Source organism: Myxococcus faecalis, from assembly GCF_050039385.1.
Classification (GTDB): Bacteria; Myxococcota; Myxococcia; order Myxococcales; family Myxococcaceae; genus Myxococcus; species Myxococcus fulvus.
In genome coordinates this window covers 8,086,898-8,107,437 of sequence record NZ_CP144336.1, presented here as the reverse complement: position 1 = coordinate 8,107,437, position 20,540 = coordinate 8,086,898, and the positions used below count along the sequence as shown (strand labels likewise).

General features: G+C 69.5%; 15 protein-coding genes. 7 read left to right on the top strand and 8 right to left on the bottom strand.

The window, feature by feature from the left end:
• Positions 1-246 precede the first annotated feature (246 nt).
• Positions 247-993, top strand: coding sequence for a Crp/Fnr family transcriptional regulator MrpC (gene mrpC / locus VZQ01_RS32715; protein ID WP_015351149.1), 747 nt, complete (start codon positions 247-249; stop codon positions 991-993).
• 614 nt (positions 994-1,607) lie between these two features.
• Here mrpC and VZQ01_RS32710 read toward each other — a convergent pair.
• Together VZQ01_RS32710 and VZQ01_RS32705 are read right to left on the bottom strand one after the other, a co-directional pair.
• Positions 1,608-3,182, bottom strand: a complete 1,575-nt coding sequence (locus VZQ01_RS32710) for an aromatic amino acid hydroxylase (RefSeq protein ID WP_426745602.1) — start codon at positions 3,180-3,182, stop codon at positions 1,608-1,610.
• Between the two features lie 107 nt (positions 3,183-3,289).
• The gene (locus tag VZQ01_RS32705; RefSeq protein WP_223745512.1) at positions 3,290-4,198 is read right to left on the bottom strand and encodes a LysR family transcriptional regulator; all 909 of its coding nucleotides are present in this window, start codon (positions 4,196-4,198) and stop codon (positions 3,290-3,292) included.
• Positions 4,199-4,333: 135 nt separating this feature from the next.
• Between VZQ01_RS32705 and VZQ01_RS32700 the strand changes: the two genes are divergently transcribed.
• Positions 4,334-6,268 (top strand): sulfatase-like hydrolase/transferase, encoded by a 1,935-nt coding sequence (locus VZQ01_RS32700; protein WP_426745601.1) that lies wholly within the window; start codon positions 4,334-4,336, stop codon positions 6,266-6,268.
• 16 nt (positions 6,269-6,284) lie between these two features.
• Here VZQ01_RS32700 and VZQ01_RS32695 read toward each other — a convergent pair whose 3' ends face one another.
• From VZQ01_RS32695 to VZQ01_RS32685, 3 genes are all read right to left on the bottom strand, one after another.
• On the bottom strand, positions 6,285-6,902 hold the full coding sequence (locus tag VZQ01_RS32695) for a hypothetical protein (RefSeq protein ID WP_223745510.1): 618 nt from the start codon (positions 6,900-6,902) through the stop codon (positions 6,285-6,287).
• The gene (locus VZQ01_RS32690; RefSeq protein WP_426745600.1) at positions 6,902-7,675 is read right to left on the bottom strand and encodes a metallophosphoesterase family protein; all 774 of its coding nucleotides are present in this window, start codon (positions 7,673-7,675) and stop codon (positions 6,902-6,904) included. The genes VZQ01_RS32695 and VZQ01_RS32690 overlap by 1 nt, the downstream gene beginning before the upstream one ends.
• Positions 7,676-7,828: 153 nt before the next feature.
• Positions 7,829-8,860 (bottom strand): vWA domain-containing protein, encoded by a 1,032-nt coding sequence (locus VZQ01_RS32685; protein ID WP_426745599.1) that lies wholly within the window; start codon positions 8,858-8,860, stop codon positions 7,829-7,831.
• A 269-nt stretch (positions 8,861-9,129) separates the two neighbouring features.
• Here VZQ01_RS32685 and dgcN point away from each other — a divergent pair, with 269 nt between their 5' ends.
• The 4 genes from dgcN (at position 9,130) to VZQ01_RS32665 (ending at position 13,836) form a co-directional block, all read left to right on the top strand.
• Positions 9,130-10,146, top strand: coding sequence for an N-acetyltransferase DgcN (gene dgcN / locus VZQ01_RS32680; RefSeq protein WP_426745598.1), 1,017 nt, complete (start codon positions 9,130-9,132; stop codon positions 10,144-10,146).
• A gap of 6 nt (positions 10,147-10,152) precedes the next feature.
• The gene (gene dgcA, locus VZQ01_RS32675) at positions 10,153-11,139 is read left to right on the top strand and encodes an N-acetyl-D-Glu racemase DgcA (protein ID WP_426745597.1); all 987 of its coding nucleotides are present in this window, start codon (positions 10,153-10,155) and stop codon (positions 11,137-11,139) included.
• Positions 11,140-11,230: 91 nt separating this feature from the next.
• The gene (locus tag VZQ01_RS32670; RefSeq protein ID WP_426745596.1) at positions 11,231-13,078 is read left to right on the top strand and encodes a MutS-related protein; all 1,848 of its coding nucleotides are present in this window, start codon (positions 11,231-11,233) and stop codon (positions 13,076-13,078) included.
• Between the two features lie 221 nt (positions 13,079-13,299).
• Positions 13,300-13,836, top strand: a complete 537-nt coding sequence (locus tag VZQ01_RS32665; protein ID WP_141323680.1) for a hypothetical protein — start codon at positions 13,300-13,302, stop codon at positions 13,834-13,836.
• Between the two features lie 71 nt (positions 13,837-13,907).
• On the opposite strand, the gene VZQ01_RS32660 is transcribed toward VZQ01_RS32665, so the two are convergent.
• The gene (locus tag VZQ01_RS32660) at positions 13,908-15,080 is read right to left on the bottom strand and encodes a thiolase family protein (protein ID WP_141323678.1); all 1,173 of its coding nucleotides are present in this window, start codon (positions 15,078-15,080) and stop codon (positions 13,908-13,910) included.
• 77 nt (positions 15,081-15,157) lie between these two features.
• Entirely contained in the window at positions 15,158-17,548 is a 2,391-nt protein-coding gene (locus VZQ01_RS32655) for a 3-hydroxyacyl-CoA dehydrogenase/enoyl-CoA hydratase family protein (protein WP_426745595.1), read from the bottom strand.
• Positions 17,549-17,680: 132 nt separating this feature from the next.
• On the opposite strand from VZQ01_RS32655, the gene VZQ01_RS32650 reads away from it, so the two are divergent.
• Complete coding sequence (locus VZQ01_RS32650; protein ID WP_426745594.1) at positions 17,681-19,435, top strand: M1 family metallopeptidase; 1,755 nt, start codon at positions 17,681-17,683, stop codon at positions 19,433-19,435.
• A 30-nt stretch (positions 19,436-19,465) separates the two neighbouring features.
• Here the strand turns inward: VZQ01_RS32650 and VZQ01_RS32645 are convergent, their stop codons facing one another.
• Complete coding sequence (locus VZQ01_RS32645; RefSeq protein WP_223784132.1) at positions 19,466-20,347, bottom strand: DNA-methyltransferase; 882 nt, start codon at positions 20,345-20,347, stop codon at positions 19,466-19,468.
• Positions 20,348-20,540: the final 193 nt, after the last annotated feature.

The following is a 20,540-nucleotide window of genomic DNA, read 5'->3' as shown; positions in this document are numbered from 1 at the left end:
CAGAGGCCCTGGTGGATTTAACGTTTCGTTCAACTTGATCAGACTGTTTGAACGTTCTGTTTCAGGTTTTGGACACAGAAGGGTGGGTGCTACGGACCTCTAGCGCTAAGTACCCGGCATTCTTGGATGTGTTCCCCCTGGAGCACTTCATTCCCCGCTGGCACGTCTCTTGGAACTGGAAAGCCCCGTTGCCGCCGAAGCAGGCGGCCGCTTCTACCCCCGACTGCCTTCCACGGAGTGAATGCCATGCACGGTTTCAATCGCCCCCTCGGCCCTATCGGTTCCAACGTCGTGGCGCCGCTCCAGGCGACCAGCTCCGGGATGATGGTCACCGCGAACAAGCTCGTTCCGGGGCAGGAGGCCATCGACTTCAAGGGGTACTTCAAGGTCGAGTCCTTCCCGCACAACTCGACCATCTACCGCCCCGGCGACAACACGGACCGCGTCTATCTGCTCAAGTCCGGCCGCGTGCGCCTGATGCGCATCGGGAAGAACGGCACCCGCTCGGTGGTGTCCATCCTCCGCCCGGGTGACTTGTTCGGCGAGCTGTTCCGCCCCGAGGGGACGCCCATCGAGGAGATGGCCATCGCGGCGGGTGAGGCCGAGGTGTGGAGCATCGAGGGCCGTGACTTCCGCGCGCAGCTCGAGGCCCGTCCGGCCCTGGCGGTGGACGTGGTTCGCGCCTACGCCGAGCGCGTGCGTGCCCTGCGCAAGCGCGTGCTGGGGCTGACCTTCAAGGAGGTCCCGGCGCGTCTGGCGGACACCCTGCTGACGCTGGTGGAGGCGCACGGTGAGCGCTGCCCCCACGGCGGTGAGACGGACCTGCGCGGAATCACGCAGCAGGACCTGGCGGACCTGGTGGGCGCCTCGCGCTCGTTCGTGTCCACGCTCATCAACGAGATGAAGCGCGAGGGCGTACTGGGCAACGTCGGCCGCATCCTCTGCGTGCGCGACCAGAAGGCCCTGCGCAAGATCGCCTCGAAGGAGAAGTGAGCCACGGCCCGCGCTCGCGGGTGTGACGAAGCAGCGTTCAACGACGGGCCTGACCATGCGCTTCGCGTGTGGCCGGGCCCGCGTCGTTTTCTGGGGTGCCCTGGTTGATGCGCTCCGCGCGCTCGCCTGGCGTGGCCCTGCTCTCCGGTGCGGGCGACTTCATGCGCTCCCGGATGCGCGGATGATCAACTCGTTCAATCCGGAGGCCGGGTTGATCGAAAGTGGACGTCCGTGGCCATCAGACAAGCCGCGATGTGGGCGTGATTTCCACTGTCGTGGAACCCACGAAGCCCGCTCCGGTGCGGGGCTGAGGGAACGAACTCGACGAAACGCCCGGTGCCCACCGAACGCCGACGAGTGAACCTCTCCGTTCAACTCGTTCAATCCGTCCCGCGCCGCGCGAGATAGCGAACGCTCGACGGGATGAGCGCGGCCAGAAACTTGCCGCTCGCGCGAGTCGAGCCGTCTGTCCGCGTGGACCCACGGAACCGTCCGCCGACAGGGGACCTGCGGCGTGGGACTCGCGCCTGCCACGAGAGGCCACGTCACGCGAACCCCACGCGCGTGCTGGGGGTCCGTCGGGACCGCCTCTGCACCTGCGGCCCCGTCACGACTCAGGCGCGGGCCTTCAGCTCCTCGACCTCGGCGCGCAGGAGCCAGTCATCCTGGAAGTCCGTCGCGGCGGCGGCGATCTGCGCCAGACGCTCCGGCTTCGCGCGCCCCGACTCACGCAAGCCGCGCACCTCGCGGTAGAGCGCCGCGAGTGACGGATGCAGCGCCAGCGACTTGCGCTCGCGCGCCTTCGACTCGCCGTCGCCCTCCGCGAACGCCTCCAGCTCGCCGAACCACCGGTCCCACGTCGCCGGGTCCGCGGGCCCACCCGCCACCGAGGGCAGGTGCGTGCTCACGAAGAGCTTCGTCACCGCGGGCACCTCCAACACCCGACCCGCGAGCCGCGCGCGCAGCGCCAGCACCTCGCCCCCACCGGCGGCGAAGCCCTCCAGTTCCAACCCGCTCGACAGCGACAGCTTGAACGGCCCGCGCTCCGGCAACCCGCCCGCGCCGAACGCCACCAGCGCCGAGCCATTCCACGGCCGCGTCCCGTCCGCCGCCTTGCCACCGCGCGAGACGATGATGGGCCCCTCCATCCGCACCAGCGCGGACGTGAGCCCGGGCGCCACCGGCCCCGGCGCGAGCACCGACTCCATCACCCGCCCCGTCACCTCGCGCCCGTCCGCCAGCACCAGGTGATTCACCGTGCGAGCCTCGCGCGCCACCTCCAGCCCGAAGTCCCCACCGCGCTTGAACGCCAGCGTCGACTCGAACTCCGCGAGCACCTCGAACAGGTGCTCGAAGTCGCGCGCCACGAAGAGCTGCGGCTGCATCCGCGTGATGTCGTATTCCGTGTCCGCGCACGCCACCGTGAGCGGCAGCTTGCGCACCGCCGGCGTCAGGCAATGCTCCGCCTCGCCGATGCTCGACAGGATGCCCGCGCCGTAGATTCGCGGCCGCTCCAGGTCCCCCACCAGGCCGTACTCCGCGGTCCACCAGTACAGGCGGCTGGCGCGCGTGCTCTCGCTCACGTAGCGCCGGCTCGCGCTCGCCGCCGCCAGCCGCGCCTCCGCGTGCGCCACCTCGTCCTCGCTCGCGTCCGGGTCCTCCTTCACCACCGACAGGTTCCGGATGGCCTCGAACACCGCCTGGTCCTCCAGGCTCGCGATGGACTTGAACCCCACCAGGCCGCAGGCCTTGAGGTACTCCGAGTAGCGCCGGTTCGCGATGATGGGCGCATGCCCCGCGCTCTCGTGCACGATGTCCGGCGCGGGCGTGTAGCCGATGTGCTCGTGCGTGCGGATGTCCGACGCGATGGCCAGCACACCCATCGACTGGAGCTCCGTGAACACCGCCGGCGGGATGAACCCGCGCACGCCCACGCACGCCCAGCCCAGCCGCGACAGCCGCTCGTTCATCTCGTCGAGGCTGGGAATCGCCTCCAGGTTGATGCCCGTCGCCGACAGGCCCTCCAGGTACACCGGATGCGCCCGCTCGGAGAGATGTCCGCGCAGCTTGCCCAGGATGTGCCGCCACACCGCGTGGTCCCTCGGCGTGTACGCGTCGTAGTCCTGGCTCACCACGTAGCGCCGCAGATGCGCGGGCAGGCGGGATATCGTCAGTTCCGTTGGCGTCATATCCGAGTACTCCTGGTGAAAACTTCCAATCAGGAGAGGATACTGACGGCAGTCGGCTCCGGAAAACCGACAGAATCCGACGCCTTCGTCGTTTTATCGACGAGAACTCACACGCGCTGACGCAGTCCGTCGAGGACGCTGGCGGCCCCGGGACTGAGGGAGCCGGAGGGCCAGAGGGCCACGACCTCCACGGCCTGGGGCTCCTCCTCCTTCAGGGGCCAGGCGTGGATGTCCTCTGGGAACGGGTGCATGGGGCGCAGGTCGGGGGTGATCGCGCAGGCGCGAAACGCGCGCAGCAGCTCGTAGAGGAGCAGGAAGCTCTCGACACGGGCGACCTCCTGCACCGCGACACCGTGCTCCGCGAAGCGCGCGCTGTTCGCGCCACCGTAGGGGTCGTCGCGCAGCCAGTCGACGAAGGGCTGGCCCGCCAGGTCCCTCACATGCAGCGTGCGCCGGGCCGTGGATGCTGTCGCGAGCGAACTCCCGGGGCCCGCGAGCACGACGAAGGGCATGCGCAGCAGCGACTCCGACTCCACGCCCTCGTGTGGCGGCAGGGGCGTGAAGTCCAGGGCCAGGTCCAGCTGGCGCGTCTGCACCTGGCGCGTCAGCTCGTGCGGCCCGCCGAAGCTGAGCACCAGCTTGAGCCCCGTGGCCGCCGCGTTCTGGGCGACCTTGCCGAGCAGCGAGAGGGACAGCGTGGGATTGAGCCCCAGGCGCACCACGGGCTCGGCGCTGGCGAGGTCCTTCAGGCGCTTCATGTCGAGCTGGTGCAGGGGCGTCTGGGTGCCGGCGAAGAGCCGCTCCCCCCGGGCGGTGAGCTGGAGTCGACGCCCGGGGCCGCGCTCGAGCAGCGTGGCGCCGTCCGCCAGCGCCATCTCCAGCGCGCGGATGTGCTCGCTCACCACGGAGCGCGCCACGCCCAGGTGCTCGGCGGCGGACTCGATGCTGCCCGCCTCCACGGCGGCGGTGAAGGACTCCAGCCAGACGAGATGTCGCACCAGCTTGCGTGGCGGCATGCTCCCCATCCTGGCACCCCTCCCACACGCGGCACGAGGACTCTGGAGACGCCGGGCGCGCTTCCACTGCGAGGAAGCAGTCGGGCGCGCGTCGCTGCTTGAACATGCGCCGGGGGCGGGCTAGCAGAAGGCGCGATGTCCCGGACGCCTTCCGACACCCTCCCCGCCCAGGGGCTCCGCCAGCGTCTGGCCGGCGCCACGCCCCTGCTGGGCCCCGCGCTGCTGTGGTGCACGCTGCACGGGTTGCTCGCGCTGGCGTTCTTCGGTGCCCCCCTGCTCGCCTCCGTGGAGCGGCTGGCCGCCTCGCTGCGCCCCGTGCTGCTGGCGGGCGGCGTCATCCAGGCCCTGTTCCTGGGGCTGCTCACCTTCGTCGCCACGCTGCCGCTGATGTTGCTCGGGCGGCGCTACGCGGTGGCCCTGCCCATCGCCGTGGCGCTCGGCGTGGCGATGCTGGGCGTGGACGCGCTCGTGCTGTCCTCGCTGGGCTTCCACATCAACGGCCTGGTGCTCGCGGTGGCCATGCAGCCTCGCGCGCTCGCGGAGACGGGGCTCGCGCCGCACGAACTCGCGCTCCTCGCGGTCGGCACCCTGGCCGTGCTGTCGCTCGATGTCTGGGTGGGCGTCCAGTTCCTGCGCCGCGTCCATCGGCCCCGGCACGTGGCGAGGCTGGTCGCCGTCCTCGTGCTGACCACCGCGGTGGAGCGCCTGACGAGCGCGTGGCTCGTGTTCGCCCATGGTGGCGCGGTGCTGCACGCGGCCACCACCCTGCCCCTCCAGCCGCCCGTGCGGATGAACACGCTGCTGATGCGGCTGACGAGCCGGCCTCCCGCGTCGGGCCTGCGCCTGGGCGTGAGCCCCGAGGCCGGCGTGCCCGCGTCGACCATCGACCCCGCCACCGTGCGCTTCACGCGCAAGCCCGACATCCTGCTCATCCTCGTCGAGAGCCTGCGCGACGACTTCTTCCGTCCGGACGTCATGCCCCACCTGTGGAAGCGCGCGGAGCACGGCACGCGCTTCCTGCACCACCACAGCGCGGCGAGCTCCACGGACTACTCGGTCTTCAGCCTCTTCTTCGGCCTGGAGGCCCAGCGCCGTGACGCGGTGGTGGGCGCGGGCCGCGCGCCCCTGCTCTTCCCCGCGCTGCGGGAGAACGGCTATCGCCAGGCCTTCTTCGCCGCGTCCTCGGTGGACTGGATGGGGCTGAAGGACACGGTGTTCCGCGACGTGCAGGGCGGCCTGCGCACGGACTACGAGGGCAAGAGCCACCTGCGCGACGCGGCCATGGTGAAGGACGCGCTGGACCTGGCGCGCTCCACGCCCGTGGACACGCCGCTGTTCACGTTCGTGTTCTTCGCGGGCACGCACTTCGACTACGACTACCCGCCGCGCTCGGCGGTGTTCTCGCCCGCGTGGGACGGCAAGGGCGGCCTCGCCACCGCGCGCGTGCCCGCCGAGCACCTCAAGGCCCGCGCGTGGAACTCCGCCTACGAGGTGGACACGAAGGTGGAGGAGCTGTTGTCCCAGTGGGAGGCCGTGCGCGGCACGCGCCCCCTGGTCGTCTTCACCGGAGACCATGGCGAGGAGTTCCGCGAGCACGGCCGCGTGGGCCACGCCAGCGACGTCACCGAGCTGCAACTGCATGTGCCCATGCTCGTCTTCGATGAGCGCCTGCCGCCCGGAAAGGTCGAAGCCGTCACCGGCCACATCGACCTGGTGCCCACGCTGTTCGACCTGCTGGGGGACACGCACGCGCCGGAGCAGCTGGGCGATGGGATTCCGATGAGCCGTCCGGACCCTCGGCGCTACCTGCTCACCACCATCGGCTGGGAGCCTCGCTACGCGCTCATCGGACGTGAGCTGAAGGTGCGCTTCGGCGCGGGCCTGCCCGGCACCGAGCTGAGTGACTTGTGGGACCGCCCGCTGCCAGATGCGCAGGAGCGCTTCGCGGCCGAGGCGCCGCGAATCCTCCGCAGGCTGCGCGGCGGTGGCGCGCAGAGCGAAGCTTCCGAGCCCACGCCCCGGCCCGTCCCCACGGGGGCTCCCGCAACCGCGACCCAGCCGCCACGCTGAGGCACGCGTCCGTGACTCAGAAGCGGACGCGGGCGCCGAGCGCGAGCGAGAACAGGCCCAGCTTCACGGTGTCCGGGTTCCGGAGGAACTGGACGATGCGGTAGTCCGTGGCGACCAGCTCGTAGTACCCCTCGAGCCGCTCGAACCCGAGCACCTTCGCCGGCCGCCCCACGCCCCCTCCGAGCAGGAACGCCGGACGCAGCGCCGTCTTGAACCAGTAGTAGCCCGACTCGTACCGGTCCGGCAGCGTCAGGTAGAAGTCATCGCCGAACGTGTAGCTGAACGCCGCGCCCAGGGTGAGCGGACGGAGGTCCCACTCCCCATGGCGCACCCGGAACGGATGCCACTGCGCCTTGAGCGTCAGCGTCACGAAGTCCGAGCCCGCCACCGCCTGCGGCGCCCAGCCCACGAGCACCTCCAGGTCCACCTGCTCGTCCAGGAACGCCCACCCGGGCCCCGCCGCGAGCATCCCGATGGAGCCCGCGAACTGCACGGCCGCATGGTCCGGCACGTACCACGGCGCCCCCTTCGACTCGGAGACGTCCTCGTGCAGCTCCTGCTCCTCCGCGCGCGCCGAGGACGCCGCCAGGAGCAGCGACGCCAGCAGTCCTCCCGCGAGCCCGGAGCGCGACATCAGAAGAAGACCTGTTCGACATCCACCGACGGCCCCTCGACGGAGACCAGCAGGTAGCTGCGGATGTCGAGCGCGTCGGTGACGAAGTAGCGCACGCCCTGTCGCTCATCGCTCTGGAAGCGGTGGGCGTGGCCGTGGAAGGACACCGTCACGCCCCGCTCCGACTGGAGCTCCTCCAGGGGCCCGGTCAGCACCGGGTCGAAGTCCGGATGCCCGGGCGCCACATGCGAGAAGGTGAAGAGGTGGCCGTCCGGCGGAGCATCGGCGAGCGCCTGCCCGAGCCTGGCCAGGTCAGGCACGTCGCCGGGGAAGTCGTACTCGCGGGAGTTCGAGTCGAAGAGGACGAACCGGCTGCCGCCATGTTCGAAGGACAGGAACGTCGGACCGAAGCGGGCCAGGAACAGCTCCGTCCCCTTACCCACCATGTCGTGGTTGCCGATGACCGCCATCGTGGGGACCGACGCGTCGCTGAGCAGCTTCGACACCCACTTGTACTCGTCCGCCGAGCCGAACTCCGTCAGGTCCCCCATCTGCACGGCGAAGTCCACGTCCCGCCGCGCCAGGTCCCGCACCGCCGCTTCCGAGGAGCCCTGGAAGATGCCGATGTCCCCAATCACCGCGAAGCGGAAGGGCCCCGAGCTCATCCGCTGCTGGAGCCGCTCCACGGCCCGCGCATTCGAGTCCCGCTCGCCCCCGCGAACCTCGTACGGGTGCATCTCGAACGCGCCACAGCCCGAGAGGAGCAGCAGCAGCGATGGGAGCCAGGGTCTCACGACCCTCGGAACTAACGACCCGATGCCACCTCTTCAACCCTTGGATTCGCCCGGGCCGCCCCCAAGACACAATGGCTCATGTCGACCATCACCTGACCGACAGTCACCGTCATCGCAACACGCACTCCGGGCCGTTGCCCCTGTCGTCGGGACTCAGGCCGCGAGCGCCTTGGCGCCGTCCCAGTCCTCCACCTCGTAGAGGAAGCGCGAGCCCTTCACGAGCTTGCGGTTGGCGGAGGTGCTCTGCACGAAGACGACGTACTTCTCCAGGCTCGCGGGGCGGATGCGCACCGTCTCTCCCGGCGGCAGGCCCAGCATCTCCCGCGCCCGCTCTCCGCTGAAGAAGTCCCCCGTCTTGCGGTCCATGAGGATGACCTCCTTGTGGCCCTGGATGGTCTCCGTCTTGGTGAACTCGTAGAAGCCCCGGCCCGTCTTGAAGCCCAGGCCGTTCTCCTGGACGAAGGTCTTGATGGGCATGTCCGCGTCCACCTCCAGCGACTGGAAGCGGCCGGGAGGCACGGCGCGCAGGTCCGCCTCGCCGTAGACGGACGTGGGCGCGCGCCCGAGCATGGTGCTGAACAGGCCGCTCAGGCTCCGGCTCATGCGACCCTCGCGGGAGACCTCCGCCTCGTAGGCCTGGAGCTGGGCGTCCGACGCCTGCTTGTAGCAGACGGCCAGCAGCATGTCGGTGACGTGGGAGAACTGGTCCAGGCTCAGGTGGAAGCCGCCCGACTTCTGGGCAAGCTCCCGGTAGAACGGCGTCGCGTGGCGGCGCGCCAGGGCCTGGACCCCGTACACGGGGATGCCCAGCCTACCCAGCGCGTCCACTTCCTTGCGCCAGTCCAGCCGCTTCGGATTGTCCGAGGGCGCGTGCGGCACGTCATCGCCAATCAACACGAAGGCGTGCTTGTAGCCCGCGGTCCATGAGAGGGATTGCGCCTCGTGCAGCACCAGCTCGTAACACTCCGGCGCGTCGCCGCCGCCCGTCTGCCCCACCTTGTCCACGAACCGCACCACCGCGTTCACGTCGTCCGTGAGGTCGAGGATCTTCGTCACGTACGTCGAGCGCGCGTCGCAGTAGTCGCCGTGCGCGATGACGCCGATGCGGATGCCCGGAATCTCCTTCATCAGCCGGGACACCGTGCCGTGCAGCTTCTTTCGGACCTGCGCGAGACAGGGATACATGCTGCCGGTGGTATCGAAGCTGAAGACAATCTCGACGCGATTATCGACGACGGACTTGCTCATTCTTGGCTCCCCTCGTGTGCCGTGACGAGAGGAAGAATACGGGGTGGGTCTGACATTTTCGGGGCGCCGCAAGGGCCTACGTGAGGGGTGGTTCCGGGCCCTTTCCGACGCCAATCCTGGTGGGGTCCGCGTTGTCCTTGCGGGCTTCGAGGGGCCGTGCTGAAAAGCGCGCCACAGCCCCTGCCTGGGGCCCGGGGAGGACCTTGGTGGAGATCCAGAAGCCCTACCTGTTGTTCCTGGGGGATGTCCCCGACCAGCTCGCGGCGAAGACGGCGCATGGCATCGTCGACTGGCGGCCGGACTGGTGCGTGGGGCAGCTGCGGCTGCCGGGCTGCAAGGCGGACTGTGGCCTCGAGGACCTGGACATCGCGCAGGCGAAGGCCAAGGGCGCCCGGACGCTCATCGTCGGCGTGGCCAACGCGGGCGGAGTGCTGCCGGAGCACTGGGTGAGCAAGCTGGTGGAGGCACTGGACGCGGGGATGGACGTCGCCACGGGGTTGCACAAGCGGCTGTCCTCGTTCCCCGCCGTCGCCGAGGCGGCCCGACGCAACGGCCGCGCGCTGCACGACGTGCGCATCCCCGACCAGGACTTCGCCACGGGCAAGGGCACCAAGCGTCAGGGATTGCGCCTGTTGACGGTGGGCACGGACTGCTCGGTGGGAAAGAAATACACCGTGCTCGCGCTGGAGAAGGAGATGCGGGCGCGTGGCCTGAAGGCGGACTTCCGGGCCACGGGACAGACGGGCATCTTCATCTCGGGTCGGGGCGTGGCCATCGACGCGGTGGTGTCCGACTTCGTCGCGGGCGCGGCCGAGTGGCTGTCCCCCGCCAACGACGCGGACCACTGGGACCTGGTGGAGGGACAGGGTTCGCTGTTCCATCCCTCGTTCGCGGGCGTGACGCTGGGGCTGCTGCATGGCGCGCAGCCGGATGCCTTCATCGTCTGTCACGAGCCCACGCGCACCAAGATGCGTGGCGTCCAGCACGCGCTGCCCTCGATTCAAGCCGTCATCGAGCGCACCGTGCTGGAGGGACAGCTCACCAACCCCGCCATCCAGTGCACGGGGCTGGCCATCAACACCGAGCACCTGGACGAAGCCGAGGCCCTGGCGCTGCTGGAGCGCACCGGGCGCGAGCACGGGCTGCCCTGCGTGGACCCCATCCGCACCGGTGTCGGGCTGCTCGTCGACGAGCTCTCTCGCCGCTTCCCCGTTCGGAGCTGAAGGCCCATGCGCAAGCTCACCGTCCGACACGAGAGCTGGCCCATCGCCGGCAGCTTCACCATCTCCCGGGGCTCGAAGACGAGCGCCGAGGTGGTGGTCGTCACGCTGGAGGAAGGCGGCGCCGTGGGGCGCGGCGAGTGTGTGCCCTATGCGCGCTATGGCGAAACGGTGCCGGGTGTCCTGAAGGCGCTGGAGGCCGCGCGGGCGCGCATCGAGGGAGGGCTGTCCCGGGAGGAGGTTTCCGAGGTGCTCGAGCCCAAGGCCGCGCGCAACGCGCTGGACTGCGCCCTGTGGGACTTGGAGGCGAAGCGGACCGGCAGGCCCGTCTGGGCGCTGCTGGGGATGCCCGAGCCCCGGCCGCTCGTCACCGCGTACACGCTGAGCCTGGACACGGCGGAGGCCATGGGCCGGGCCGCGGTGAAGTCCGCGCACCGACCGCTGCTCAAGGTGAAGCTGGGACGCGGGAGCACCGAGGACCTGGAGCGTCTGAGGGCCATCCGCGAGGGAGCCCCGACCAGCCGGCTCATCGTGGACGCCAACGAGGGCTGGAGCCCCGCGGAGCTGCCCGGCCTGCTGGATGCGTGCGCGAAGCTGGGGGTGGTGATGGTGGAGCAGCCCCTGCCCGCCTCGGACGACGAGGCCCTGCGGGGCCTGAGGCGCCCGGTGGCCGTGTGCGCTGACGAGTCCGCGCATGACCGGCACGGGCTGGCGGCGCTCGTGGGCAAGTACGACGCGCTCAACATCAAGCTCGACAAGACGGGAGGGCTCACCGAGGCACTGGCCCTGGCCCGGGACGCGCGAGGGCACGGGCTGCAGCTCATGGTGGGCTGCATGGTGGCCACGTCCCTCTCCATGGCCCCCGCGGCCCTGGTGGCCCAGGACGCGGAGGTGGTGGACCTGGACGGTCCCTTGCTGCTCGCCAAGGACCGCGAGCCGGGCCTGCACTTCGAGGGCAACACCCTGTTCTGGCCGCCCCGGGAGTTGTGGGGCTGAAGGCCCGGGTGGGGCTTCGTCGTCCCGATGGCACCCGACGACAAGGGCCTCTTGCCCTGGGCGGGCCGGAAGCACAGCATGCGCGGCCACCGTGTCCGTGAACGCCACCCGCCCGAGTCCCCACCACACGTATACCGAGCGCCGCGCCGCCGCCCAGGCGGAGCTGTCCGTCCTGGACCGCATCAGCGCCCGCTACGCCAACCTGCGCACCGTGGCCGTCCTCGCCGCGGCCATCATCTCGGGCCTCATCCTCACCGGACGCCTGCCGAAGACGTGGTGGTGGGGGGCGCTCGGCTTCGTCGTCGTCTTCATCATCCTCGCCGTCATGCACCACCAGGTGTTCCGTCGCGAGGAGCGCCAGCGGCTCTACGTGACGCTCAACGAGCGGGGTCTGGCGCGCCTGGGACATGGCTGGCACGAGTTCACCGAGCAGGGTGAGCGCTTCGCCTCCCCCGCCCACCTCTACACGCCGGACCTGGACGTCTTCGGCCAGGGCAGCTTGTTCCAGCTCCTCAACGAGACGGCCACCCGCGCCGGCGAGGAGCGGCTCGCCGCGTGGCTGTCGTCCCCCGCCCCGCTGGAGGTCGTCGAGGCCCGTCAGGGCGCGGCTCAAGAGCTGGCCCCTCGCGTGGACTTCCGCCAGGACCTCTGCGTGGACGCGCGCACGGTGGCCAAGGAGAAGGCGGACCCCGCGCTCTTCATCCAGTGGGCGGAAGCCGGCTCCTCGCTCGACTCCATCCGCTGGTCCCGCCCGCTGGCGGTGGTGCTGCCCTTCGTGACGCTCGCGCTCTTCATCCTGGGCGAGGTGGGCGTGATTCCCGGCGCATCCGTCTGGGCGGGCCTCATCGCACAGCTCGCGCTGGCCGCCGCCACCCGTAAGACGCTCAAGCGGATGGACGACAACGTGGAGAAGGGCGAGCGGGGCTTCGCGCGGTATGCCCCTCTCTTCGAGCGCATCGAGAGCCAGCGCTTCGAGCATCCCCTGCTGCGCCAGCTCCAGGCGGGCCTCCAACAGCAGGGCGAGCCGCCGGTGTCCTCGCACTTCCGTCGCTTCAGCCAGCTCTTCTCGCTCATCGAGTTCAAGCGGCACCAGTTCCACCCCATCGTGCACTGGCTCACCCTCTGGGACATCCACGCGCTGTTCGCGCTGGAGAACTGGCGCGAGAAGCACGGCACCCGCGTGCGGCACTGGTTCGAGGCGCTCGCGGAGCTGGAGGCCCTGTCCTGTGTCGCCGGGCTCGCGCATGACCGCCCCGCATTCGCCTGGCCCACGCTGGTGAAGGAGGGCCCCATCGTCGAGGCGACGAAGCTGGGACACCCGCTGCTGGACGCGCCCGTGCCCAACGACGTGTCCCTCCCCGGCCCCGCGCACGCGTTGATCATCACCGGCTCCAACATGAGCGGGAAGACGACGCTGATGCGCGCTGTGGGCGCCAACGTGGTGCTGGCGCTCGCCGGAGCGCCCGTGTCCGCCGCGTCGTTCCGCCTGTCACCGCTGCATGTGCTCACCAGCATGCGGGTGAAGGACTCGCTGGAGCGCGGCGTCTCGTACTTCTACGCGGAGGTGCAGCGCATCAAGGCCGTGCTGGACGCGGCGCGCGCGGCGAACGGCCAGGCCCTGTTCCTGCTCGACGAAATCCTGCTGGGCACCAACACGCGAGAGCGCCAGCTCGCCTCGCGCGAGGTGCTGCGCCTGCTGCTCGCCACGGGCGCCAGCGGCGCGGTGACGACGCATGACCTGTCGCTCACCTCGCTCGCCGAGGAGACCACGAACGCGAAGGTCCGCAACGTCCACTTCAGGGACCACCTGGAGGAGGGACAGATGGTGTTCGACTACACGCTGCGGGAAGGCGTGGTGGACACCACCAACGCGCTGCGCGTGCTGCGACTCGCCGGTGTCCCCGTGGACGACCCCGAGGCGCCCGAGCGTCGGGAGTAGGCCCGCTCCACCCCGCCGCCCGTTCTCCGGGCGCGCAGCCCCTGCTCGCCATCACCGCCTGCCCTGCGTCCGGCCCCTGTCTTCGAGTCCAATCCCTTCGTGAGGTGCTGAGCACCCACTGGCGCGAATCATGTCGGACGAGCTCCGCCTCCGCGTGCCCATCGCACGACCGCTCCCGCGCCCGACCATCATCGGCTCACGTGGCGCTCGAGCCACGGTCCATGGAGGAACTGATGATGAACCACGCGCTCCACGCGGTCCTGTCCACCCTGTTCATGGCGACCCTCTTGCTGGCCCCGGCCAGCCGTGCGCAGCCCGTGGCCCTCACCTGCCCGGGCACCTTGAGGGTCAACTACGCGCCCGGGCTCTCGAACACCCCTCGGCTCATCACCGTCGACTCGAAGGCGCTCTACGGCCCCTGCACGGGGCTCCCCCTGGGGCTCGTGTCCGCGAGTCTCGATACGTTCGCGCAGACACCACTTTCGTGTGGCCTGCTCGAGAACGGAAACCTGTCCCTCACGCTGAAGTGGAACGACGGGACCTACAGCACGGGGCAGGGTCGAGCCCTCCTGCGCGCCGCGCCCCTGGGAGAGGTTGTCATCGCAACGGAGTCCACGGTGACCGAGGGCCGCTTCGTGGGCGCCACGGTGGTCGTCACCTCCACCCTGCTCCAGACGGACTTTCTCGCATGCTCGACGCCCCAGGGCGTCACCTCCGTCGCGGGCCCGTCCGTCCTCGTCATCACCCGCCTCTTCTGAGGTCTCCGAACGAAAACGGGCCCCGGGAAGCGCTTCCCCGGGGCCCGTGAACTTTCAGGAGCGTGCGGCGATTACTTCGCCAGTTCGATGAGCGCCGCGGCGCCCATGCCGCCACCGATGCACATGGTGACGACGCCGTAGCGGCCGTTGCGGCGCTTGAGCTCGCGCAGAATCGTCGCGACCAGCCGCGCACCGGACACGCCCAGCGGGTGACCCAGGGCGATGGCGCCGCCGTTCGGGTTCACCTTGTCCTCCGGGATGCCTAGCTCACGGATGCAGTACAGCGCCTGCGGAGCGAAGGCCTCGTTCAGCTCGAAGACGTCGATGTCCTTCACCTCAAGCTTGTTCTTCGCCAGGAGCTTGCGCACCGCGGGCACGGGGCCGATGCCCATGACCTCCGGAGGCACGCCCGCGACGGCGAAGTCCACGAAGTAGCCCAGCGGCTTGACGCCCAGCTCCTTCGCCTTCTCCTCGCTCATCACCACCGCCGCCGCCGCGCCGTCCGTCAGCGGCGACGCGTTGCCGGCCGTCACCACGCCCTTGGCGTTGAACGCCGGGCGCAGCTTGCCCAGGCCCTCGGCCGTCGTCTCCGGACGCAGGATGGTGTCCACCGACACCGTCACCGTCTGCGCGTTGCCCTCCTCGTCGTAGACGGTGGTGGTGACCGGAACAATCTCCTCCTTGAACTTCCCCGTCTCCCGCGCCGTCGCCGCGCGGCGCTGGCTCTCGGCGGCGAACTTGTCGGAGTCCGCACGCGACACGTTGTGACGCGAGGCGATGTTCTCCGCCGTCACACCCATGGAGCTGTAGATCTCCGGGTGGTTCGCCATGATGTCCGGGTTGGCGCTGACCTTGTTGCCGCCCATGGGCACCATCGTCATGGACTCGGTGCCACCACCGATGCCCACCTGGATGTGGCCCGCCTGGATGGCCGCCGCAATCTGCGCGATGGCCTGCGTCCCGGACGAACAGAAGCGGTTGATGGTCATCGCCGGGACGTCGACCGGCAGACCCGCCAGCAGCGTGGCCTGACGCGCCACGTTCATGCCCTGCTCAGCCTCCGGCATGGCACAGCCCAGGACGACGTCCTCGACGTCCGACGGCTTCAGGCCGGGGACCTGCGCCACGGCCTCCTTGATGGCGACGGCCGCCAGGGTATCCGGCCGCGTGTCCTTGAACTCTCCCTTGTGCGCGCGGGTGAACGGCGTGCGGACCGCGCTGGCAATCACGACTCGACCAGGCATCTTGATGTCTCCTTGCCCGGGTAACACCCGGGCATGCAGCGAAATTTATGTCGTCGCCAATGAGTACCGGCCGGCCGTCAATTCCGCAGCGGCTTGCCCTTTTCGATCATGTGCGTCAGGCGGTCCTGGGTCTTCTCCTCGCCGCACAGGCTCAGGAAGGCCTCGGCCTCCAACTCGAGCAGCTTCTCCTCGGTGACCAGCGCCGAGGTGCTGGTGTCGCCGCCGGTGAGCACGCGCGCCAGCTTCTGGCCGATCTTGCGGTCGTGCGCGCTGACCTGCCCGTTCATCTCCATGTCGTACAGCATCATGTCGATGGTGGCGTAGCCGCTGGGGCCGCCCAGCCGGAAGCGCGAGGGACGCGGCGCGCGGAAGCCCGCGTCCGCCATGCCCAGCACGCGCGCCTTCGCGTCCGACAGGAGGAAGTCGCGGTTGGCGCTGATGCCGTCCGCCTGCGAGAGGAAGCCCGCATCGCGCGCCTCCTCGGCGCTGGTGGCGACCTTCGCCGTGCCGATGGACAGGAACACCTTCTTGAGGAAGGGGAACGGATCGAAGTCCTTGTCCGTGGAGTACGCGCCGTAGACGTTGCGGAGCAGCTGCATGTTGCCGCCGCCGCCGGGGATGAGGCCCACGCCCACCTCGACGAGGCCCATGTACAGCTCGGCGCTCGCCTGCACCGCGTTGCCGCCCATGGTCACCTCGGCGCCGCCGCCGAGCGTGAGGTTGAAGGGCGCCGTCACCACCGGCACCGGGCTGTAGCGCATGCGCTGGTTGGCCGCCTGGAACGACGTCACCAGCTTGCGGATGTCCTCGTACTGGCCGCTCTTCGCCGCCCACACCAGCGCGACGATGTTCGCGCCCGCGGAGAAGTTCGCGCCGTCGTTGCCGATGACGAGACCCTTGAAGTTCTTCTCGGTCTCGTCCAGCGCCGTGTGCATCATCTCGATGATCTGGTCATCGATGGAGTTCATCTTCGTGTGGAACTCCAGCAGCGTGGCGCCGTCGCCCAGGTCCCACAGGGTGGCGGAGTCGTTGCCGGCGACCTTCTTGTTGCCGCGCTTGAGGTACTCCACGCGCTGGGTGCGCGCGTTCTCCGGCACCACCTTCACGGACTTCGTGGGGATGTCCCAGTACGTGTCCTTGCCGCCCTCCACGCCGTAGAAGGACTCGCGGCCCGTGGCCAGCATGTCCTCCACCCACTTCGCGGGCTTCAGGCCCAGTTCCTTCATCCGCGCGACGCCCTTCTTCACGCCGTACGCGTCCCAGACCTCGAAGGGGCCCAGGTCCCACCCGAAGCCCCAGCGCACGCCGCGGTCCACGTTGACCACGTCGTCGGCGATCTCGGGGATGCGGCGGCTGGTGTACGCCAGCACGTCCAGCGTCACCTGCTCGGCGAACTTCGCGGCCTTGTCCGTGCCGTTCATGACGACGGCGACGCGCTCCTTGACGTTCTCCACCTCGCGGGCGGCGCCCAGCGACTCGAAGCGCACCTTGCCCTGCGGGCGGTACTCGAGCGTCTTCAGGTCGAGCGCGAGGATCTCCTTCCCGCCGGAGCTCTTGTCCTTCTTGTAGAAGCCGCCGCCGCTCTTGTCGCCCAGCATCCCCTTCTCCACCATCTTCTGGAGGAAGCCGGGGATGGCGAAGACCTCACGCTCCTCGTCCTGCGTCAGCGTGTCGTAACAGTTCTTCGACACGTGGACGAAGGTGTCCAGGCCGACGATGTCCGCGGTGCGGAACACGGCCGACTTGGGGCGCCCCATCGCCGGGCCGAAGATCTTGTCCACCTCCTCGATGGACAGCTCCGCGGGGCCCATGGCCGCGATGGTGCGCATCATCCCGTACACGCCGATGCGGTTCGCGATGAAGTTGGTGGTGTCCTTGCCGTAGACGATGCCCTTGCCGAGCACCTCTTCGCCAAAGCGGTGGATGGCCTTCATCACGGCCGGGTCCGTGTCCTTGCCCGCCACGAGCTCCAGGAGCTTCATGTAGCGGACCGGGTTGAAGAAGTGCGTGACGAGGAAGTTCTTCTTGAAGGCCTCGCCCCGGCCCTCGGTCATCCCGACAATCGACATGCCGGAGGTGTTCGAGGAGATGATGGCGTCCTTGCGGGCGTGCTGCTCCACCTTGGCGAAGAGCGCCTGCTTGACGGCCAGGTCCTCCTTCACCACCTCGATGACCCAGTCGCACTCGGAGATGCGCGACAGGTCGTCCTCGAAGTTGCCCACCTCGATGGCGGTGAACACCTGCTCGGACATGATGGGGCTGGGCTTCTGCTTGCGCATGTTGGCCAGCGCCCCGAGGGCGAACTTGTTGCGGAAGGCCTTGGTCGAGGTGTCCTCGCCCGGTGCGGCCTTCGGCGGAACGATGTCCAGGAGGAGCGCGCGCACGCCCGAGTTGGCCAGATGGGCGGCGATGCCGCTGCCCATCACTCCGGCGCCCAGCACAGCTACCTTGCGGATCCGCGTCGTCATTGGGGAAGGCTCCCTTGCTCTTGTGGGAAGGAGGGGACTGCACAAATGTAGGCGATTGACCCGAAAGTCAATCGGTTCAGCGGGTGGGAGCACTCGCCACCCGGCGCGCCAGGGACTACAAACCGGACCTCCATGGCTCGCCCCGACCCGCACTCGTACAACGACAGCACGCAGCCCGAGACGGAAACCCTGGACTGGAGGGCCCGCGTCGACTTCCGCACGCGAAGGCTGCACGCCGAGGCCACCTTGACGCTGAAGGAAGCGTCCGCCGGTCCCCTCGACCTGGACACCCGGGACCTGGAGATTCTCAGAGTCGTAGACGGCAATGGTCGCCCCTTGCCCTACATGCTCGCGCCGCCCGAGCCGATCCTGGGGAGCAGGCTCCGCGTGGAGCTGCCCCAGGGCGTGCGCCAGCTCACGGTGCACTACCGCACGTCCCCCACCGCGAGCGCGCTGCAGTGGCTGACGCCCTCGCAGACGGCGGGCGGGCAGCACCCGTTCCTCTACAGCCAGTGCCAGGCCATCCACGCGCGCAGCCTGGTGCCGCTGCAGGACACGCCGCGCATCCGCATCCGCTACCGCGCGTCGCTGCGCGTGCCCAAGGCGCTCAAGGCGGTGATGGCCGCCAGCTTCGTCGGCCGCGAGGAGCACGGCGTGGAGGCGGAGGAGCACTACGAGATGCCGCAGCCGGTGCCCCCGTACCTGCTCGCCTTCGCGGTGGGCAGCCTCGCGCCGAAGGAGCTGGGGCCGCGCTCGCGGGTGTGGGCGGAGCCGGAGCTGCTCGAGGACGCGGCGGAGGAGTTCTCCGGCGTGGACGACATGCTGCGCGCCGCCGAGTCGCTCTTCGGGCCGTACGACTGGGAGCGCTTCGACCTGCTCACCATGCCTCCGTCGTTCCCGTACGGCGGCATGGAGAACCCGAGGCTGACGTTCCTCACGCCCACGCTGATTGCCGGCGACAAGAGCCTGGTCAACGTGGTGGCGCATGAGCTCGCGCACTCGTGGACGGGCAACCTCGTGACGAACGCGTCCGCGGAGCACTTCTGGCTCAACGAGGGCTTCACCGTGTTCGCCGAGCGCCGCATCCTGGAGGCGCTGGCGGGCAAGGAGGTGGCCGCGCTGCACGGGGCGCTGGGGCGCCGCGCGCTGGAAGAGGCGATGCACCACTTCCGCGAGCACCCGCACCTGACGGCGCTGCGCACGCACCTGACGGGCGTGGACCCGGACGAGGCCTTCTCCCAGATTCCGTACGAGAAGGGCTACCTGTTCCTGCGCGCGCTGGAGGACGCGGTGGGCCGCGAGACGTTCGACGGCTTCCTGCGCCGCTACCTGGCCACGTACCGCTTCCGCGCGCTCACCACCGAGGAGTTCATCGCCTTCACCGAGCGCGAGCTGCCCGGGGCCCTGGCCAAGGTGGACGCGGACGCGTACCTGCAGCGGCCCGGCATCCCCGGCGGCGCGCCCTCCCCTCGCTCCAGCCGGCTGGAGACGCTCCTGCGCCTGCGCGGCACCGTGCCGTCGAAGGACGAGGTGAAGGACTGGACGCCCGCGGAGTGGCAGCTCTTCCTGGAGTGGCTGCCGTCGGACGCGCCGCGGGACTTGTTCCGCCAGCTGGACGAGCGCTTCGAGCTGACGAAGAGCCGCAACTCGGAGGTGCTGGTGGCGTGGCTGGTGGCGGCCCTGCGCGCGGGCTGGGAGCCGGCGGTGGCGCGCACCGAGGTCTTCCTGGGCGAGGTGGGCCGCATGAAGTACCTCAAGCCCCTGTACGGCGTGCTCAGCGCGTCGCGCGAGCACAAGTCGCTGGCGCGCTCGCTCTTCCAGCAGCACCAGGAGCGCTACCACCCCATCGCCCGGCAGGGCGTGGAGCTCATCCTCTCCCGCGCCTGAGGAAGGCGCGGGGAGGAGGACGACGACGGACTACTTCGCCGACTGCGCCTTCAGGCGCTTCTCGGAGAGGTCCAGGTACTTCTCGTCCATGTCGATGCCCACGTAGCGGCGGCCCAGCTTGAGGGCCGCCACGCCCGTGGTGCCGCTGCCGTTGAAGGGGTCGAGAATCAGCGCGTCCTCGGGGGTGCTCGCCTCGATGATGCGCTCCAGCAGGGCCACCGGCTTCTGCGTGGGGTGGCTGCCGTGGGCCTTCTCCTCACCGCCGCGCGGGACGGTGAGCGTCCACAGCCGGCCCTCGCCGTCGTCCGTGACTTCCGCGTCGCCGGAGGGCGGCAGCACCCACGCGTCGCGCATCTGCTTGCCGCCGTTGTCCGACTTCATCTTCTTGTAGTTGAAGACGTGCTGCAGCTTGCCGCCCGACTTCGGCGAGGCCCAGATGAGCAGCTCCGTCGAGTGGGTGAAGTAGCGGCAGGCCAGGTTCGGGCTGGCGTTGGGCTTGAACCAGGTGACGGTGTTGAGCAGCTTGTAGCCGAGCTTCTGCATGGCGAAGCCGGCGTTGAAGATGACGTGCTGGGTGCCGCTGACCCAGAGCGTGCCGGTGGGCTTGAGCAGCCGCTGGCAGGCCTCGAGCCACGCCGTGGTGAAGGCGTGGTCCTCCTCCACCCCGCGCGACACGTCCCAGTTGCCCTTCTTCACCGAGACGCGCTTGCCACCCTTGCAGGTGGTGCCGCCGTTGGAGAGGAAGTACGGCGGGTCGGCGAAGATCATGTCGAACGTCTGGGGCTCGAACCGGTTCAGGAGCTCCAGGCTGTCCCCGTGCAGGAGCGTCCAGGCGTCGCCCTTCGCGTGCACGCTCTCGTTGAGGGAGCGCCGGACAATCTTCAGGTCAGGGGCAGCAGCTTCAGCCAACATCACGCCTCCGTCGGACTCTTCGTCGTGGGACGCGGCGGAATGTGCGGTGACTTGAGTGCTACGTCTAATTTCTGGCCTGTAGCACCCTGAAATTTGACCCGGGGGGCTTGCCGTGGAAACGACTCGAGCAGGGCGGGAGCGCCTCCAGTGAGGCCCTCCGACACCCTGCTCGACGGTGCTGCGAATGGCTGTC

Excerpts from the sequence above, each read along its gene's own strand:
- mrpC (WP_015351149.1), top strand. The coding sequence starts at position 247 with ATGCACGGTTTCAATCGCCCCCTCGGCCCTATCGGTTCCAACGTCGTG.
- VZQ01_RS32710 (WP_426745602.1), bottom strand. The coding sequence starts at position 3,182 with ATGACGCCAACGGAACTGACGATATCCCGCCTGCCCGCGCATCTGCGG.
- VZQ01_RS32705 (WP_223745512.1), bottom strand. The coding sequence starts at position 4,198 with ATGCCGCCACGCAAGCTGGTGCGACATCTCGTCTGGCTGGAGTCCTTC.
- VZQ01_RS32700 (WP_426745601.1), top strand. The coding sequence starts at position 4,334 with ATGTCCCGGACGCCTTCCGACACCCTCCCCGCCCAGGGGCTCCGCCAG.
- VZQ01_RS32695 (WP_223745510.1), bottom strand. The coding sequence starts at position 6,902 with ATGTCGCGCTCCGGGCTCGCGGGAGGACTGCTGGCGTCGCTGCTCCTG.
- VZQ01_RS32685 (WP_426745599.1), bottom strand. The coding sequence starts at position 8,860 with ATGTATCCCTGTCTCGCGCAGGTCCGAAAGAAGCTGCACGGCACGGTG.
- dgcA (WP_426745597.1), top strand. The coding sequence starts at position 10,153 with ATGCGCAAGCTCACCGTCCGACACGAGAGCTGGCCCATCGCCGGCAGC.
- VZQ01_RS32665 (WP_141323680.1), top strand. The coding sequence starts at position 13,300 with ATGGAGGAACTGATGATGAACCACGCGCTCCACGCGGTCCTGTCCACC.
- VZQ01_RS32660 (WP_141323678.1), bottom strand. The coding sequence starts at position 15,080 with ATGCCTGGTCGAGTCGTGATTGCCAGCGCGGTCCGCACGCCGTTCACC.
- VZQ01_RS32655 (WP_426745595.1), bottom strand. The coding sequence starts at position 17,548 with ATGACGACGCGGATCCGCAAGGTAGCTGTGCTGGGCGCCGGAGTGATG.
- VZQ01_RS32650 (WP_426745594.1), top strand. The coding sequence starts at position 17,681 with ATGGCTCGCCCCGACCCGCACTCGTACAACGACAGCACGCAGCCCGAG.
- VZQ01_RS32645 (WP_223784132.1), bottom strand. The coding sequence starts at position 20,347 with ATGTTGGCTGAAGCTGCTGCCCCTGACCTGAAGATTGTCCGGCGCTCC.